General features: G+C 43.2%; 15 protein-coding genes and 1 pseudogene. 9 read left to right on the top strand and 7 right to left on the bottom strand.

Annotated features, from left to right (window positions below; genetic code table 11):
• Positions 1 to 64 precede the first annotated feature (64 nt).
• From V7L05_RS29925 to V7L05_RS29905, 5 genes are all read left to right on the top strand, one after another.
• A complete protein-coding gene (locus V7L05_RS29925) occupies positions 65 to 877 on the top strand; it encodes a phycobilisome linker polypeptide (protein ID WP_335169637.1) in 813 nt (270 codons plus the stop codon).
• A 117-nt stretch (positions 878 to 994) separates the two neighbouring features.
• Positions 995 to 1,864: a phycobilisome linker polypeptide gene (locus V7L05_RS29920; RefSeq protein WP_335169636.1), complete on the top strand. Its 870-nt coding sequence runs from the start codon at positions 995 to 997 to the stop codon at positions 1,862 to 1,864.
• 134 nt (positions 1,865 to 1,998) lie between these two features.
• Entirely contained in the window at positions 1,999 to 2,235 is a 237-nt protein-coding gene (locus tag V7L05_RS29915) for a phycobilisome linker polypeptide (RefSeq protein WP_335169634.1), read from the top strand.
• Positions 2,236 to 2,255: 20 nt separating this feature from the next.
• Positions 2,256 to 3,101, top strand: a complete 846-nt coding sequence (locus tag V7L05_RS29910; RefSeq protein ID WP_335169632.1) for a HEAT repeat domain-containing protein — start codon at positions 2,256 to 2,258, stop codon at positions 3,099 to 3,101.
• A gap of 169 nt (positions 3,102 to 3,270) precedes the next feature.
• Positions 3,271 to 3,999 (top strand): HEAT repeat domain-containing protein, encoded by a 729-nt coding sequence (locus tag V7L05_RS29905; protein ID WP_335169630.1) that lies wholly within the window; start codon positions 3,271 to 3,273, stop codon positions 3,997 to 3,999.
• 124 nt (positions 4,000 to 4,123) lie between these two features.
• Here the strand turns inward: V7L05_RS29905 and V7L05_RS29900 are convergent, their stop codons facing one another.
• Complete coding sequence (locus tag V7L05_RS29900; protein WP_335169687.1) at positions 4,124 to 4,774, bottom strand: HD domain-containing protein; 651 nt, start codon at positions 4,772 to 4,774, stop codon at positions 4,124 to 4,126.
• 31 nt (positions 4,775 to 4,805) lie between these two features.
• The gene (locus tag V7L05_RS29895) at positions 4,806 to 4,973 is read right to left on the bottom strand and encodes a hypothetical protein (RefSeq protein WP_335169628.1); all 168 of its coding nucleotides are present in this window, start codon (positions 4,971 to 4,973) and stop codon (positions 4,806 to 4,808) included.
• Between the two features lie 86 nt (positions 4,974 to 5,059).
• Here V7L05_RS29895 and pruA point away from each other — a divergent pair, with 86 nt between their 5' ends.
• Positions 5,060 to 8,029 (top strand): L-glutamate gamma-semialdehyde dehydrogenase, encoded by a 2,970-nt coding sequence (gene pruA / locus V7L05_RS29890; protein ID WP_335169626.1) that lies wholly within the window; start codon positions 5,060 to 5,062, stop codon positions 8,027 to 8,029.
• 342 nt (positions 8,030 to 8,371) lie between these two features.
• On the top strand, positions 8,372 to 8,818 hold the full coding sequence (locus tag V7L05_RS29885; RefSeq protein WP_335169624.1) for a GNAT family N-acetyltransferase: 447 nt from the start codon (positions 8,372 to 8,374) through the stop codon (positions 8,816 to 8,818).
• Positions 8,819 to 8,931: 113 nt separating this feature from the next.
• Here the strand turns inward: V7L05_RS29885 and V7L05_RS29880 are convergent.
• A pseudogene (locus tag V7L05_RS29880) lies at positions 8,932 to 10,167 on the bottom strand (sensor histidine kinase); the annotation flags it as partial.
• Between the two features lie 252 nt (positions 10,168 to 10,419).
• Here V7L05_RS29880 and V7L05_RS29875 point away from each other — a divergent pair.
• Positions 10,420 to 11,346: a cobalamin-binding protein gene (locus V7L05_RS29875; protein WP_335169622.1), complete on the top strand. Its 927-nt coding sequence runs from the start codon at positions 10,420 to 10,422 to the stop codon at positions 11,344 to 11,346.
• Positions 11,347 to 11,537: 191 nt separating this feature from the next.
• Here the strand turns inward: V7L05_RS29875 and V7L05_RS29870 are convergent, their stop codons facing one another.
• From V7L05_RS29870 to V7L05_RS29860, 3 genes are all read right to left on the bottom strand, one after another.
• Entirely contained in the window at positions 11,538 to 11,840 is a 303-nt protein-coding gene (locus V7L05_RS29870; RefSeq protein ID WP_335169620.1) for a TMEM165/GDT1 family protein, read from the bottom strand.
• 184 nt (positions 11,841 to 12,024) lie between these two features.
• Positions 12,025 to 12,456, bottom strand: a complete 432-nt coding sequence (locus tag V7L05_RS29865) for a TMEM165/GDT1 family protein (protein WP_335169618.1) — start codon at positions 12,454 to 12,456, stop codon at positions 12,025 to 12,027.
• A 386-nt stretch (positions 12,457 to 12,842) separates the two neighbouring features.
• Positions 12,843 to 13,193: a YkgJ family cysteine cluster protein gene (locus V7L05_RS29860; RefSeq protein ID WP_335169617.1), complete on the bottom strand. Its 351-nt coding sequence runs from the start codon at positions 13,191 to 13,193 to the stop codon at positions 12,843 to 12,845.
• A 240-nt stretch (positions 13,194 to 13,433) separates the two neighbouring features.
• Here V7L05_RS29860 and psb30 point away from each other — a divergent pair, with 240 nt between their 5' ends.
• A complete protein-coding gene (gene psb30 / locus V7L05_RS29855; RefSeq protein ID WP_335169616.1) occupies positions 13,434 to 13,565 on the top strand; it encodes a photosystem II reaction center protein Ycf12/Psb30 in 132 nt (43 codons plus the stop codon).
• 85 nt (positions 13,566 to 13,650) lie between these two features.
• Here the strand turns inward: psb30 and V7L05_RS29850 are convergent, their stop codons facing one another.
• Entirely contained in the window at positions 13,651 to 15,750 is a 2,100-nt protein-coding gene (locus V7L05_RS29850) for a single-stranded-DNA-specific exonuclease RecJ (protein ID WP_335169615.1), read from the bottom strand.
• Positions 15,751 to 15,758 lie beyond the last annotated feature (8 nt).

The following is a 15,758-nucleotide window of genomic DNA, read 5'->3' as shown; positions in this document are numbered from 1 at the left end:
AAAGACTAGAAAAAAATTTTCTAAAAAGTTTTCAGTTTTGCAGTTAAAACTGAGGAGGTTAAAGATGGCAGCTTTGGGACAAGCAGCAAGATTAGGGATTGGAGCATTTGAAAACTCAGCGCTGGTAGAACTACGTCCCGATAGAACAGAAGCGGATGTGGCAGTGGTTATCCGGGCAGCTTACCGTCAGGTTTTGGGTAATGAATACCTACTGGAAGGAGAGCGTCTTGTAAGTGCAGAATCACTGTTGCAGCAAGGTGAAATCTCCGTTCGAGGATTTGTGCTAGCCATTGCTCAATCGGAACTCTATCGGGATAAGTTTTTCCACTCTAACTCCCAAACTCGGTTTATCGAGTTGAATTATAAGCATTTATTGGGGCGTGCCCCACAAGATGAGTCAGAGATTTCGTACCATGTTGAGCTTTACAACTCACAAGGTTATGAAGCTGAGATTAATTCCTACATTGACTCATTAGAATATCAAGAGAGTTTTGGCGAAAATATTGTGCCCTACTATCGGGGCTTTAAAAGTCAAGTAGGACTGAAAAACGTTGGATTTGGCCGACTATTCCAACTGTATCGGGGTTATGCCAATAGCGATCGCGCTCAAGGACAAAAACAAGGACGGCTAACCTGGGAAGTGGCTAAGAATCTAGCTTCACCCATTTATCCAGTCTCCGCCGGAGCCTTAACAGGACTCTCTACAGGTGGTCGCGGTAACACATACCGCATCAGACTACTACAAGCAGCTTCTCCAAACTCAACTGTAGTACGGCGCGGTACTGCGGAATTGATCGTACCCTACGAGCAACTTTCGAGTAAATTGCAGCAGTTGAATCGCAAGGGCAGTAAAGTGATTAGCATTACAGCCGTATAAATAGGGGCTGGGGTGGGGAGTAGGGAGTAGGGAGTAGGGAGTAGGGAATTTCACCACTCCCGACTCCCCATTCCCCACTCCCCTTACCAATTACGAATTATAAAAGGAAAATTACCAATGGCTATTACAACAGCAGCGTCCCGCCTGGGGACAGAGCCTTTTAGTGATCAGGCTCCTATAGAATTGCGTCCAAATGCAAGCAAAGAAGACATTGAGAGAGTAATTGCTGCCGTCTATCGTCAGGTGTTGGGCAACAACTACATATTGACATCTGACCGCCTTACAAGTGCTGAATCTATCCTGGTCGATGGAAAAAATACAGTGCAAGAGTTTGTGCGTCAGGTAGCTAAATCAGAACTGTACAAATCCAAGTTTTTCTACGACAGTTTCCAAACTCGCCTCATCGAACTGAACTATAAACATTTGTTGGGTCGTGCCCCCTATGATGAGTCTGAAGTGGTCTATCACTTAGACTTGTATCAAACCAAGGGATATGAAGCCGACATTGATTCTTATATTGATTCGCCAGAGTATCAATCTAGCTTTGGTGAAAATATAGTGCCTTACTATCGCGGCTTTAAAACCCAAACAGGACAGAAAACTGTCGGATTTAGCCGGATATTCCAACTTTATCGCGGCTATGCTAGTAGCGATACCTCCCAACTCAAAGGCAAGTCCTCCCGCCTTGCTAGCGAACTAGGTCGCAATAGTGCATCCATCGTTGTTCCTCCCTCTGGTGGACAATCAGGCTTTTCATACGTTGCTTCGGAAAAAGGCGTTACCCCCAACAGCACTTTCGGTGGTGCGGGAACTTTTGGTAAAGAAGGCAGACTCTACCGCATTGAAGTGGCAGGCGTTTTTGGAGCTGGCTATCCTAGCACCCGCCGTGTCAATCAAGCGGTGATCATACCTTATGAAGAACTATCTAGCTACTTCCAAAGAGTGGTAAAACAAGGTGGTAAAATAGCGAGTGTGAAGCCTCTTTAGTGTCATTTGTCAAGAGTCATTATTAATGACAAAAAGAGAAGTCTGAGCGGAGGATTCCTCTGATCAGAACTTCTCCTAAGGGAGATGCGGCGCGAACTGAGACTAATGACAATTTAGAATTGGGAATAAATTTTATGGTTGGACCAATTAGTAGTAGAACGAGTAGTCGTTACTTCCGGTATGAAGTAGTAGGTCTACGCCAAAGCGAAGAAACCGAAAAAACCAACTATCCCATTCGTTCTAGTGCCACTGTGTTTTTCACAGTACCTGAGAACCGGATGAATCAAGAAATGCAGAGGATTACTCGCTTGGGTGGCAAAATAGTCAGCATTCAGCCATTGAATGCTGAGACTAAAACAGATAGCGAATAAAGCAATCTTCCTTGTTGATAATGAATTCCAGTCCGCAGAAATTTGAAGATTTATCACCGACGGGTGACTTTGGCGACGGTGAATCTTTAACAGTAGAGCAAGCTCTAGCTAATCTTGAGAGTGCAGATTTAGGTCTGCGCTTTTATGCTGCTTGGTGGTTGGGCAGGTTTCGGATAAATGAACCAGCTGCGGTTACAGGATTGATTAAAGCTTTAGAGGATGAAGCCGATCGCACACCAGAAGGCGGATATCCTCTGCGACGGAACGCAGCTAGGGCTTTAGGGAAACTAAGCGATCGCCAGGCAGTATCACCTTTAATTGCGTGTTTAGACTGTTCAGATTTTTATGTCCGGGAAGCGGCGGCACAATCTTTAGAGATGTTGGGTGATCCGGTTTGTATTCCTGCCCTGATCAAGCTATTAGTAGTAGGTTTGCAGGGAGAGCAACTCAGATCAAAACAGCCTGATTTATCTCAACCTTATGACGCCATCTTAGAAGCCTTGGGAACCTTGAAGGCAACTGAGTGTATCCCTTTGGTAAAGCCATTCTTAGAGCATCCAATCGAATTGGTGCAATATGCTGCCGCACGAGCCATGTATCAATTAACTCAAGAACCAGTTTATGGAGAACGGTTGGTAAAGGCTTTAGGGGGAGAGAAATTGCAATTGCGTCGAGCAGTGCTTGCAGATTTGGGAGCAATTGGATATCTACCCGCAGCAGATGCGATCGCCGAGACTCTAGCCGAAAATAGTCTGAAGCTAATTTCTCTTAAAGGATTACTAGAACATCAAGTTAACCATACAGCAACAAGCACTTTTTCAGCAGGTGCGATTAAAGTGATGAATTTGATGGATTCGTTGTTGTAGTCATAATTTTCTAGTAATTAGTTTTAATTAATACGTTTAAACTAAATGTTTACTACACATAAACCCCTAACCTAACTGCAAAATCAAGGTTAGGGGTTTATGTATGATGTAAACTACGGATAACCTAAGCTACAATTATCTGACGACTAATGACTCATGAAAAATTATTATGAATAACAGTGAGCTTGCCCAGATATTGATCCGTGCTGTCCAAGAAGCAGACTCCTCAGAGCGCCTAGTAGACGCAGTTCAAGAGTTAGCAGCAGCTGGTATAGAAGAATCTGTTCCCACACTGATTGCAGCTTTGGGCTACAACAATCCAGGGGCGGCGGTGGCGGCGGTAGATGGACTAATTGCGATCGGGGAAGCCGCAGTACCGCCACTATTAGAACTAATTGATGACTACAACTACGGTGCTAGAGCCTGGGCTATTCGTGCCTTAGCGGGAATTGGCGATGTCCGGGCGCTAGATACCTTGTTAGAGGCAGCAAAAACCGATTTTTCCTTAAGTGTGCGGCGGGCAGCAGCCAGGGGATTAGGCACTTTGCGCTGGCATCAACTACCATCTGAGAAACTGGAATCTGTTCAAATTCAGGTATTAGAGGCGCTATTACTAATTTGTCAAGATCCAGAGTGGGTAGTGCGCTATGCAGCAGTAACGAGTTTAGAAACACTAGCGATTGCAATAGCCGTCACTTTACCCGATCAAGCGTCGCGGATTACAAATCAACTTCAGCAAATGCTCGATACAGATGCCGATCTGGGAGTTCGCACCCGTGTAAGATTTGCACAGGAAAAAATTCAGCCGCCACAACATCAAGAAGTGTTTGCACCTAAAAAAAAGCTACAAGACATTGAAGTGCCTGAAATACCTTATCGTGGTAGTGGCAGACGCTAAGAAATAAGAATTAAATAACATACAATTTATGTCCGGGCCTTACCTCACCCTCAATCCCTCTCCGATATATTGGAGAGGGAAGCTAGATATAGGATGAAGTTTTGTATTTTATTTAAGTGTAAAACTAACCAGATAATAAAGACTGAATTTCTCCCTGGATATTACCACGGGCAGATGGTTCGGCGAACTCTGACATTAAAGGCGTAAAGTAGATATGCGATCGCTGTAAAAATTCCTCTAAAACCTGCCGACGACCTGTGATATACTCTGCCTCTGCCACCCAGCCATATTCCTGGCGAATCGCATGGGCATATTCTGCATATTCGACTAGGTTAGTAGCCAAGATCGCTAAATCTGCATCAAGTAGAACTTGGCTATCATAGTCATCCACCGCAGCTTGGTGGTTTTTAGTGTTGAGAATCAGACGGGTGACAGTAGTTATGGTACTCTCTGGAATACCCAAATTACTTAGCAATTCCAAAGCATAGTCTGCGCTTCGTTCTTCATTATCTTCAGCTTGAGAGTTATACACTACATCGTGAAACCAGGCAGCTAATTGAACAGCAGCTAGGTTATTGGTGTAGCCTTGCAAAATCTGAATTATGCTGAGAACCTGATCAATATGTTTCAGTGTATGGTAGTAGCGATCAGGGGTAGAGTAAGCTGCAACCAAGCAATTAAAGGCTTTCTCAGCCGCTATCTGTTCAACACCAAAGGGTTGGAGTGTGTGTTGCCAGTTAGAAAATAAGATATGCGTGAGGTTTTCTGTAGGCATAAACATAGTATTCACAATAGTATTTGCACTCTTAATATGACGTTAGAAATAGATCAACAAAAGGATAACACTTGTGATTGAATTGGGCATTGGACATTGGGCATTGGGCATTGGGCATTGGGCATTGGTTATTGGTTATTAATTCTTGTCCCCCCTCATCTCCCTCATCTCCCTCATCTCCCCACTCCCCACTCCCCACTCCCCACTAAATATATGAAAGCGTCAAAATAGAAGACACAGGCTTTGTACAAAAAGCCTTGCCTTGATTAACGGAGTTTATTATCAGTGGTATTACAAGTACAAACAAGCACCTACGAAGCTAAAACCCAAGAAATTGCTAAACAACTTCTAGCAGCAACCCAGGAAAATCGTTCGTTTTTTTCTTCCCTGCGGGATCAAATGCGCTGGGATGATAAATTACTCGCTTGGGCGATGAGTAATCCTGGGTTGCGGGTACAATTATTTCGCTTTATAGATACGCTACCTGCTTTGCATAGTAAATCAGAAATTGCCTCCCATTTACAAGAATATCTTGGTGATGAATCTGTAGAATTACCGGCAGCTTTGAAGGGAATGCTCAACTTTGCTAACCCCGACTCTATGCCAGGACAAGTTGCTGCTACAACCGTTGGTACTGCGGTTGAGACTCTTGCTCATAAATATATTTCAGGGGAAAATATTAAACAAGTCATCAAAACAGTTGAACGACTGCGAAAAGAAAAAATGGCTTTCACCATCGACTTACTTGGTGAAGCGGTAATTACCGAAGCTGAAGCGCAGTCTTATCTAGAACGCTATCTAGAATTAATGCAACAATTGGTGGAAGCATCGAAAAATTGGACAGCTATCCCAGCTATTGATGAGGCTGATGGCGAATCAATACCAAAAGTTCAGGTTTCTGTGAAGTTAACGGCGTTTTATTCCCAATTTGACCCATTAGATGCTAAAGGTAGTGAGGAGCGAGTTAGCGATCGCATTCGTATTCTCTTACGTCGTGCTAAAGAGTTAGGCGCAGCTGTGCATTTTGATATGGAACAGTATGCCTATAAGGACATAACTCTCAGCATCCTGAAAAAACTGTTATTGGAAGAAGAGTTTCGCCAACGCACAGATATTGGCATGACAATTCAAGCATATCTGCGTGATAGTGAGCAAGATACCAAAGATTTAATTTCTTGGTTAAAACAGCGCGGTTATCCCCTGACAATCCGTTTGGTGAAAGGCGCATATTGGGATCAGGAAACTATCAAAGCAGCGCAGAAGCATTGGCCACAGCCAGTTTACAACGAGAAAGCGGCAACTGATGCTAACTTTGAAACCATCACTCAGTTATTGCTAGAAAATCATCAATATGTGTATTCTGCCATTGGTAGCCATAATGTGCGATCGCACTCTCGCGCGATTGCTATAGCTGAAAGTTTAAATGTCCCTCGCCGTCGCTTTGAATTACAAGTCCTCTACGGTATGGGTGATAAAGTTGCCAAGGCGTTGGTTGACAAGGGTTATCGCGTCAGAGTTTACTGTCCTTATGGTGAATTATTGCCTGGGATGGCGTATTTAATTCGGCGGTTGTTAGAAAATACCGCTAATAGTTCTTTTTTACGGCAAAATCTCGAAAATCGACCGATTGAAGAATTGTTAGCGCCGCCGATTGTCAAAGAAGAAGACGCGATTAATCGCGTCTCTCATTTCCTTGGTGCTGCTGATACCGATTATGCTGAGGAAGAGATGACAAGAAAATCTGCTCAAGCTTTCCAAAGCGTTCGCCAACAGTTGGGTAGAACTTATTTACCCCTGATTAATGGCGAATATGTCAATACGCCGGAATTTGTTGATTCTCTGAATCCTTCTAATTTCAGTGAGGTAGTTGGTAAAGTTGGATTGATTAGCATTGAACAAGCAGAACAGGCGATGCAAGCTGCGAAAGCGGCGTTTCCTGGTTGGAAGAAAACACCAGCTAAAGAACGCGCTGATATTTTGCGGAAAGCGGGTGATTTGATGGAACTCCGCCGCGCCGAACTTTCAGCTTGGATGGTTTTGGAAGTTGGAAAACCAGTTAAGGAAGCTGATGGAGAGGTTTCTGAGGCGATAGACTTCTGTCGGTACTACGCTGACGAGATGGAACGTTTAGATAAAGGTGTTAATTACGACATTCCTGGTGAAAATAATCGTTATATTTACCAGCCACGGGGTATTGTTGTAGTTATTTCTCCCTGGAATTTTCCGCTAGCGATCGCCTGTGGAATGACTGTTGCAGCTTTGGTTTCAGGCAATTGTACTCTCCTCAAACCTGCCGAAACATCTTCTGTAATTACCGCGAAACTTACAGAAATCTTAATTGAGGCTGGCATCCCTAAAGGTGTATTTCAATACGTACCCGGTAAGGGTTCACAAGTCGGCGCTTATTTGGTAAATCATCCAGATACTCATGTAATTGCTTTTACAGGTTCCCAGGAAGTCGGCTGTCGAATTTACGCAGAGGCGGCAATTTTGAAACCTGGACAAAAGCACATGAAGCGGGTGATTGCTGAAATGGGTGGCAAGAATGCCATCATTGTCGATGAAAGTGCTGATTTAGACCAAGCAGTTGTGGGTGTAGTGCAGTCGGCATTTGGTTACAGTGGACAAAAATGTTCTGCCGCTTCCAGGGTAATTGTGCTGCAACCAATTTATGATACCTTTGTGCAACGGTTGGTGGAAGCGACAAAATCCTTGAACATTGGAGAAGCAGAGTTACCGAGTACACAAGTTGGGCCGGTAATTGATGCTAATGCCCGCGATCGCATCCGCGAGTATATTGAGAAGGGTAAGGCAGAAGCAGAAGTGGCGTTGGAATTAGCAGCACCCGAACAAGGATATTTTATCGGCCCTGTGATCTTTAGTGAAGTATCGCCAAATGCGGTAATTTCCCAGGAAGAAATTTTTGGGCCGGTGTTAGCGGTAATTCGGGTGAAAGATTTCCAGGAAGCGTTAGCAGTCGCCAACGGTACAAATTATGCCTTGACTGGCGGACTTTATTCTAGAACGCCTTCGCACATTCAGCAGGCGCAAACAGATTTTGAAGTCGGGAATTTGTACATTAACCGCAATATTACAGGAGCGATCGTTGGACGGCAACCTTTTGGTGGATTCAAACTTTCTGGAGTAGGTTCTAAAGCAGGCGGTCCTGATTACCTCCTGCAATTTTTGGAACCACGCGCCGTGACAGAAAATATTCAGCGCCAAGGTTTTGCACCAATTGAAGGTGCTGATTAAAGAAGTCGCAAGTCGGAAGTACAGTTTTGTAACGGGGATTTAGACCCAGCCACAAAACTTTCTGCTGTCGTTAGGCAGGGAAATTATAACCCCCAAACTTTGTTAAAACAACGTGAGTTCGACAAATCTTGTTTGACCTCTCCCCCAACCCCTCTCCGTTGGTGTCAGCCTGCCGTTAGGCAAGCCGAGAGGGGATTAAAAAGCTTAATTTTTCGTTGCCCCTCCCTTTCCGTTTCGGAGAGGGAGGCTGGGAGGGAGAGGTTCATCGAACTCACGTTAAAACAGGTAAGGTGGACAGCATTGCCCACCTTTTTTGTCATTAAATAATATAAACAAAGCTTTATGACCAATTTAGTGATAAAAGTTGCTGAATTACCTCAAGAATTTCCAGGAATTCAAGCAATTAGAATAGCAGTATTTCAGCAAGAACAAGGGGTAGATCCCGCTTTAGAGTTTGATGGCAAAGATGAAATCTCTGATCATCTAATTGCTTATTTAAATGGGGAAGTCGTGGGTACTACCAGAATTAGATATTTAGATGAGAGAACTGCCAAAATAGAAAGGCTTGCTGTTTTGTCTACAGCTAGAGGACAAGGTATTGGTAAGAAAATTATGATAAAAGCACTAGAGGTTATAGCTAATAAAAATATTCCAGAAGTAGTGATTCATGCCCAAGAATATGTGAAAGATTTATACAAAAAATTGGATTTTGTAGAATACGGAGAAATCTTTGAAGAAGCCAGTATTCCCCATGTGAAAATGAGGAAAAGTTTCTTTCCATCAAAGTAAAAATATATAGTATATTTTTTCACTAATTGGTCATGAAAAAATGTATTTTTATGACCAATTAACTCAAATATCGCATCAGTACTGACTCTAGCTGAATTATCCAAATTTTTTATTCAATTTTGAATTTTGAATTTTGAATTGATTTCTGTCCCATCTCGCACATGTACTGGATTTGGTAGAAACAGAATGAACTGACTACCTTTTCCCAGAATCGATGTAAAGGTAACATCTCCACCATGCAAACGCGCTAATTTGCGTGTTAAAGCTAAACCCAAACCAGTGCCTTCATACTGCCGATTTAACCGACTATCAAGCTGTTTAAACGGTTCAAATAGAAACTGAAACTGATTTGAGTCTATCCCAATTCCGGTATCTGAAACTGTAAACGTTATCCCTGGCGCTACTTTTTTGACTACCAGCGATACCTGACCGGCTGGGGTGAATTTAATGGCATTGGTGAGCAGGTTGAGTAGCATTTGCTTGATGCGCCGCTCATCAGCAATACAAATATCCACTTCTAGGTCAATTTCATGCGTGAGTTGCAATCCCTTTTCTAAGGCGCGATCGCACACTGTCCATATGGCATAATTACATAAATCTGACACTGGCAAAGGTGAGAGTAACAGTTCTTCTTTGCCTGCTTCTACCTTAGATAAATCAAGGATATCGTTAATCAGTGCCAGCAGATGTTCACCATTTCTATATATAGAATTTACATATTCGTTCTGCTTTTCATTGAGTGAGCTAACTATTTCTTGTTGCAGCAACTGCGACAAACCCATAATCGCATTCAGAGGCGTCCGCAACTCATGGCTCATGGTTGCTAAAAATTCACTTTTTGCCCGACTAGCTGCTTCTGCTGCTTCTTGAGAAATACGCAGTTTCAACTCTGTTTGCTTGCGTTCAGTAATGTCCTCAATCATCGCTAGAAAAAATTCCGGTTCACCATTGCAGCCTGGTATAACAGAAACAGAGATATGAGTCCAAACTAAGCTACCATTTTGATGCAGGCAGCGTCTTTCCATCTCAATGTGATGTCTAGCGACAAGCTGTTCCTGATGTTCGGAGGGTTGGAAGCCGACCCTCGAAGTTCTCTTTAAGTCTGTACGAATTCCTGACATCAGTTGTTTGTAAAGTTTTAACCCCCCCCTTTCTGTGGGAATGTAATCTGTAAAGGGCTTGCCGTATAGTTCTTCTCGGCTGTATCCAAAAATCTCGCACAGTGCCAGATTAGTATCGACTATCTGCGCTTTCATATCTATAAGCCCAATGCCGATAGAGGAATGCTCAAAAATCGCCCGGAATTGTAAAGCCTCTTGGGCCTGTTTCTGCTCTGTAATCTCTCTAGCCGACACCACCTGCATTAGTTACCCTCAAGAAGAAATAATTTTGCTTTGCAGCTCTACGCAAAAAGTATAACCGTCTTTGTATAACTACAATTGCGTTATAAGTGTTTCCCTAACTGTAAAGTATAATTTTTTTAATATAATCTTTGTTTAATACTGACTACCAAAATACCGTTGATTCCCCTAGAGAAAGATGTCTAAAGCCTTAAATTTTGCCAAAATCAAGGTAACGGCAGCTGTTGTGGAGGTGGAACGATGACGGATAATAGTGTGAGAATTGTTTCTTTAATTCCCGGTGGAACAGAGATTTTAGCGACACTAGGGTTGGTTGATGCTATTGTGGGGCGATCGCACGAATGTGATTACCCTCCAGAAATCCAAAATCGCCCCATTTGCACCGAAGCACGTTTAAACTCCAATGCCTCCAGCAGCGAAATTAACAATGAGGTGAACAATTTATTGCAAGCTGCTCTGAGTATTTATCAAATCAAAACAGATGTTTTAGAGCAGTTGCAGCCTACCCACATTCTCACTCAAGACCAGTGCGATGTTTGTGCTGTCAGCTTACACGAAGTTGAAAAGGCAGTTGCTACACTTATTCACAGTAAACCCCAGATTATTTCTTTACAACCCAATAGTCTCAAGGATGTTTGGGCTGACATTGAGCGAGTCGGCAAAATCTTTGGCGTAGACTCGGTAAAAATCTTAGAAAACTTAGAAGCTCGCGTCAAAATTTGTCAGCAAAGAATCCAAGGACTTTCTTTAAATGAAGTGCCTACTGTCGCCTGCATTGAGTGGACTGATCCTTTGATGATCGCCGCCAATTGGATTCCTGAATTAGTTAACTTAGCAGGAGGACACTCTGTATTTTGTGTTACAGGTCAGCCTTCTCCGATCTTGCCGTGGGAAACACTATTAACAACTAATCCAGATGTAATTGTTTTTATGCCTTGTGGCTTTGATTTAAATCGCACTCGCCAAGAAGCCAATTCGTTAACTCAACATTCAGACTGGGAAAAATTGCACGCTACCAAAGCTGGTAGAGTCTACATCACTGATGGCAATTCTTACTTCAATCGTCCAGGGCCACGGCTGGTAGATTCTCTAGAAATTTTGGCAGAAACTTTGCATCCAGAAATTTTTCAATACGGCTACAAAGGAACCGGTTGGGAACCTTTATAAGAAGAATTCAGAACTCAGGAGCGGAGCCGGAGACGCTCCTCGGCTTGGCGTCAGAATGAGCGTATGAATTCGAGTCCGATGGTTACTGAGCTTGCCGAAGTCCTGAGTGATATTGGTTTAAAATCTTGGCGGGTTCCAATCCCGCACGAAGAATAATTCTGATTCCTGGATTCTGGATTCTGAATTCTTCTTTAAGGTGTTTGTTCAGAATCTGCCGATGGTTCATTGTTAAATAACAGCAAACGTGCAGCGAGGATGGCAAATCCCACAGCAGCGATCGCTTTTAACATACGTGTAGGTAATAATTCGGCTACTGCACCCCCTGCTAATGATCCCAACAGGCTTGTCAACAACAATGCGCCTGCTGCGCCAAAAAATACTGCACGCCCAGAATTACAACGCCCTGAAAGTGCGATCGCTGCTAGCTGACTTTTATCACCCAATTCTGATAAAAAAACTGTAATAAAGCTCAGTCCTAAAAGATGCCAGTCCATATAATTAAAGGGATGAGGGGGATGAGGGAGATGAGGGAGAATAACTACTAACTGCTAACTAAGGAACGTGAATTAAATAAAATGCAAAACTTCATCCTGTCTCTAGCTTCCCTCTCCTTTATAAGGAGAGGGATTGAGGGTGAGGTAAGCCAGGGACATAAGCCGTATTATTTAATTCTTATTCCTAACCTTGAAATATATCCCAAAACAGCATTAGGGAAATCACCAACAACATCACGCCTGCTGATTTTTCTACAGTTTTCGGGCTGAGTCGGTTGGCTATCCAACTACCTAAAAGCACACCTAATAAGCTGGTGGTTATCAGCGCCGCCGCAGATCCAATAAATACTACCCACGGCGAATGAGATTCTGCACTCATTAACAGGGTGGATAGCTGAGTCTTATCTCCAATTTCTGCTAGAAAAATGGTTACAAAAGTTGTACCAAAAACTACTAGCACTGATTGCTGCTTTTGAGGACTATCGACAACTACAGGCTGAACTGGCTCAACAGCGATCGCAGGAGTTAAGTTAAAATCAGTGCTGTCTTTGAGTTCTAGCTCAATCTCAGTCTGAGATATGCCAGAAATGTCCAAAGGTGCAGAGTCAAGTTTCACAGGCAGTAGTTTTGTTGCTAGGTTGTTTTCATATTTCTATCATATTCTCAGATTGTTAATAAATTGCAACCCTATAGAAAAAAAAGCGATGGAGTGTCACACAATTTTAGATTTTAGATTTTAGATTTTAGATTGACCCCAGCAATTAAGTCCTTGTCATTACCCACATTTTTGTAACAGTCAAAGTGTCGCGTAGACAGGCAATCACGCCCAGAACTGAAGTTCAGGGCTAATAGCTCAAGTCCACTCAAGTGGACTGGAATTTTCGTTTTTACAGAGTATAGCTATCTACATCGCTTAAAATCTTGTATTTAGTCCTCTTGAGAGGACTTTAGCTATTAGCCTCGGAATTTATTCCAAGGCGGGATGGCAACGAAGCGGAAGATTTATACCCCAACAGCTTTGTCGAAGCGTAGTATTTCCAAACTGCGATCGCCATATACTCCTTCTATTTGCTGGCGACAGCAGTCAATCGCAAAATCGTTGACTTCTTCTGGTTCAACCCCATACATCTCTTGAAACACTTCTGATTCCACACGGCAGAAGCGAGGACGATTTGAGTAGATGCGACATTCTCGCGTGGTATGGTCGAAATTAACGCACCATCCCCCTTCGCCTACCATGCTGAGGTAGAGTTCTAGTTCTGGTGGTGAGAGATATTCTTCCAAATCTGGACGCTCTGCTGGATCAAGATTACAGCAGGCTCCACATTGCTTTACACATTGCCAAGTTGACATTTTGGATTAGGGAGTGGGGAGTGGGGAGTGGGGAGTGGGGGAGATGGGGGAGATGAGGGAGATGAGGGAGATGGGGGAGATGAACCAATGTCCAATGCCATTATTTTAGGTTTTTATATCTTTTCTTATAATTTTATTAAGTAAATTAAATCTAACAGACCATAGCCAGATATGATCGATAGCAGGTTTTGTAATTAAGTTATTAAATTTTTTAAGACAATAGGAAGGAGAAAAGGAAAAATGTCTGACTTGTTCAACGCTTTTACCAGTATTAATTGGGAAGTTATTTTCCAATTGTTGTCCGTGGCGCTAATCGTGATTGCTGGCCCAGCAGTAATCTTTGTACTGGCATTTCGCAACGGCAACCTTTAATAGTACTGAGTGCTGAGTTAGGAGTGACGAGCGATGCCCTGAGCCTGCCGAAGGGTTAGGAGTGAGGAATTAAATTTTATAACTCCTAACTCTTAACTGATAACGCCTGAAGAGCCGCTTGGATAATATTGTCATACTGTGGTTGAGAAATATCAACCTCTTTGGCGTTTTGACGATTAGTACCCAGCAAACCAATTATATGTCCTGGTTGCATGGCTAAGACTTTGCCTTCAGAATTTTTAATTCTTAATTCTGCTTCAATACCGTTTTTATAGAAACCACAAGTATAATGTCGCTGGTTGTACTCAAAGGTGGTGCTTGACGGGGTAGGTGGCGAAGCAAAAAATTGTTGAAGCTGAATTGGCAGTCTGACACCGATTAACTCTAGCTCGATGGTGGTGTTACCGTTAAAGTAATTTTCTCGCAGTTTGTAAGCGACATCCACTCGTGGTGGTAGCTGGAAATAGTCGCCCCAACGCCAAGCGATCGCTTTGATTTTATATTGCTGATTATCGACAGTTTGGGCAATTGTCAGTTTAATGTGACCCTTGCCAACGATTTTTTGCTCAACCACTTGGACATTAGGTGTCCAGAAAACTGGATCGGGGTTATCCATACCGCAGGGATGTAGAGCATTAAGCTGTTGATAAAGCTGCTGATTGATGTGATTGAGGTTGACTTCGGCATCAATTTTGAGCAGAGGCTTGAGATGTTGGGGTTCAAGACACTGGTTAGCAAACTCAATCAAACGCGATTGCAACATCTCTAAATTCTCTGCTGGTAGAGAGAATCCCCCGGCTGCTTTGTGTCCGCCAAATTTGCCTAGTAAATCGTGACAATATTCCAAAGCTTCAAACACATGAAACTCTGGAATTCCTCGTGCTGAACCGCGTATATGTTTCTCATCCTCATAAGTACCGATGAACACGGGAACGCCGTAACGTTCCACCAAGCGGGAGGCGACAATCCCAATAACGCCGTGGTGCCAATTGGGTTGAACAACAACTAATACACGGTCTTTTTGTAGAGATGTAACAAATTCTGTCTCTACATAAGCGATCGCTTCTTGTTCAATTTGCTCACACATTAACTGGCGACTAGTATTAGTTTGTTCGCACTGCTTCGCTAGTTCCAGCGCCACCCCCATATCATCTGTAGTCAGCAATTCAATCACAGTTTGGGGATTACCAATTCGACCAATAGCATTAATTCGCGGCCCCAAGCGAAAACCGATATCTTCAGGCTTGAGGGATTTTGGATTTTGGATTTTGGATTTTGGATTTTGAAGTTTCTCTTCATCTTTCCCTGCTCTCTCATTTTCCCTCGTCTGCACGCCACCTACCTGAATTAATGCCCGCACTCCAGGTAAGTTCGATTTGGGTAAATGCTGTAAACCACGTTTCACCCAACGGCGATTTACGCCAGTTAAGGGAGCTAAATCTGCGATCGTTCCCAGTGTAAATAGTGCTAGCATCGGCTGGATCAAGCCCTTAGTCTCCCCTAGCTGTTGTGCTAGAGACACTGCCAAAATGTAGGCAACCCCAACACCAGCAACACCCCGATAAGGTGAGGATTCAGCTATTAGTTTGGGATTGAGGATAGCGTTAGCTGGCGGTAACTTTTGGGGGATATCATGGTGGTCGGTGATAATAACTGCAAGACCAAGTTCTCTAGCTCTAGCAACTGGTTCAAACGCAGAGATGCCATTATCTACAGTCAGAATTAGCCCTACACCTTCGCTGTGAAATTCTTCGACTATGCGTTTATTAATACCGTAGCCTTCGTGCATCCGGCTGGGAATAGCATAATCTACTTGTGCGCCTAAAGTGCGGAGACTACGCAAAAGTAGAGCAGTGCTGGTCATCCCATCAGCATCGTAATCACCACAAATAGCAATTTTAGTTTGAGAAGCGATCGCATTTTGCAATAACTCCAAACTAATCGCCAAATCTGGGAAATCTTCCAACGGTGAAGGCAAAATTAAAGACTCTGGATTTAAAAATGCTTGTACCTGTTCTGGTGTTTCCATACCCCGATTAATCAACAATTGGCTGACAATCGGTGAAATATTTGTCAAACCCGCCAAATTTTGGGCAAATTCTGGTTTTTGCAGATAAATCTGCCAGCGCTGATTAGGTAAGCGCCTGCGAGGTTTTGAGAGTTCAGATACAGGTCGATCTAGCACAGTATAAA

The sequence above is a fragment of the Nostoc sp. genome (genome assembly GCF_036917755.1).
Classification (GTDB): domain Bacteria; phylum Cyanobacteriota; class Cyanobacteriia; order Cyanobacteriales; family Nostocaceae; genus Nostoc.
The sequence above is the reverse complement of the archived record's forward strand: the minus strand, read 5'-3'. Positions and strand labels throughout refer to the sequence as shown.

Coding starts and splice junctions, on each gene's coding strand:
- V7L05_RS29900 (WP_335169687.1), bottom strand. CDS start 4,774: ATGCCTACAGAAAACCTCACGCATATCTTATTTTCTAACTGGCAACAC.
- V7L05_RS29915 (WP_335169634.1), top strand. CDS start 1,999: ATGGTTGGACCAATTAGTAGTAGAACGAGTAGTCGTTACTTCCGGTAT.
- psb30 (WP_335169616.1), top strand. CDS start 13,434: ATGTCTGACTTGTTCAACGCTTTTACCAGTATTAATTGGGAAGTTATT.
- V7L05_RS29875 (WP_335169622.1), top strand. CDS start 10,420: ATGACGGATAATAGTGTGAGAATTGTTTCTTTAATTCCCGGTGGAACA.
- V7L05_RS29925 (WP_335169637.1), top strand. CDS start 65: ATGGCAGCTTTGGGACAAGCAGCAAGATTAGGGATTGGAGCATTTGAA.
- V7L05_RS29860 (WP_335169617.1), bottom strand. CDS start 13,193: ATGTCAACTTGGCAATGTGTAAAGCAATGTGGAGCCTGCTGTAATCTT.
- V7L05_RS29910 (WP_335169632.1), top strand. CDS start 2,256: ATGAATTCCAGTCCGCAGAAATTTGAAGATTTATCACCGACGGGTGAC.
- V7L05_RS29870 (WP_335169620.1), bottom strand. CDS start 11,840: ATGGACTGGCATCTTTTAGGACTGAGCTTTATTACAGTTTTTTTATCA.
- V7L05_RS29885 (WP_335169624.1), top strand. CDS start 8,372: ATGACCAATTTAGTGATAAAAGTTGCTGAATTACCTCAAGAATTTCCA.
- V7L05_RS29905 (WP_335169630.1), top strand. CDS start 3,271: ATGAATAACAGTGAGCTTGCCCAGATATTGATCCGTGCTGTCCAAGAA.
- V7L05_RS29920 (WP_335169636.1), top strand. CDS start 995: ATGGCTATTACAACAGCAGCGTCCCGCCTGGGGACAGAGCCTTTTAGT.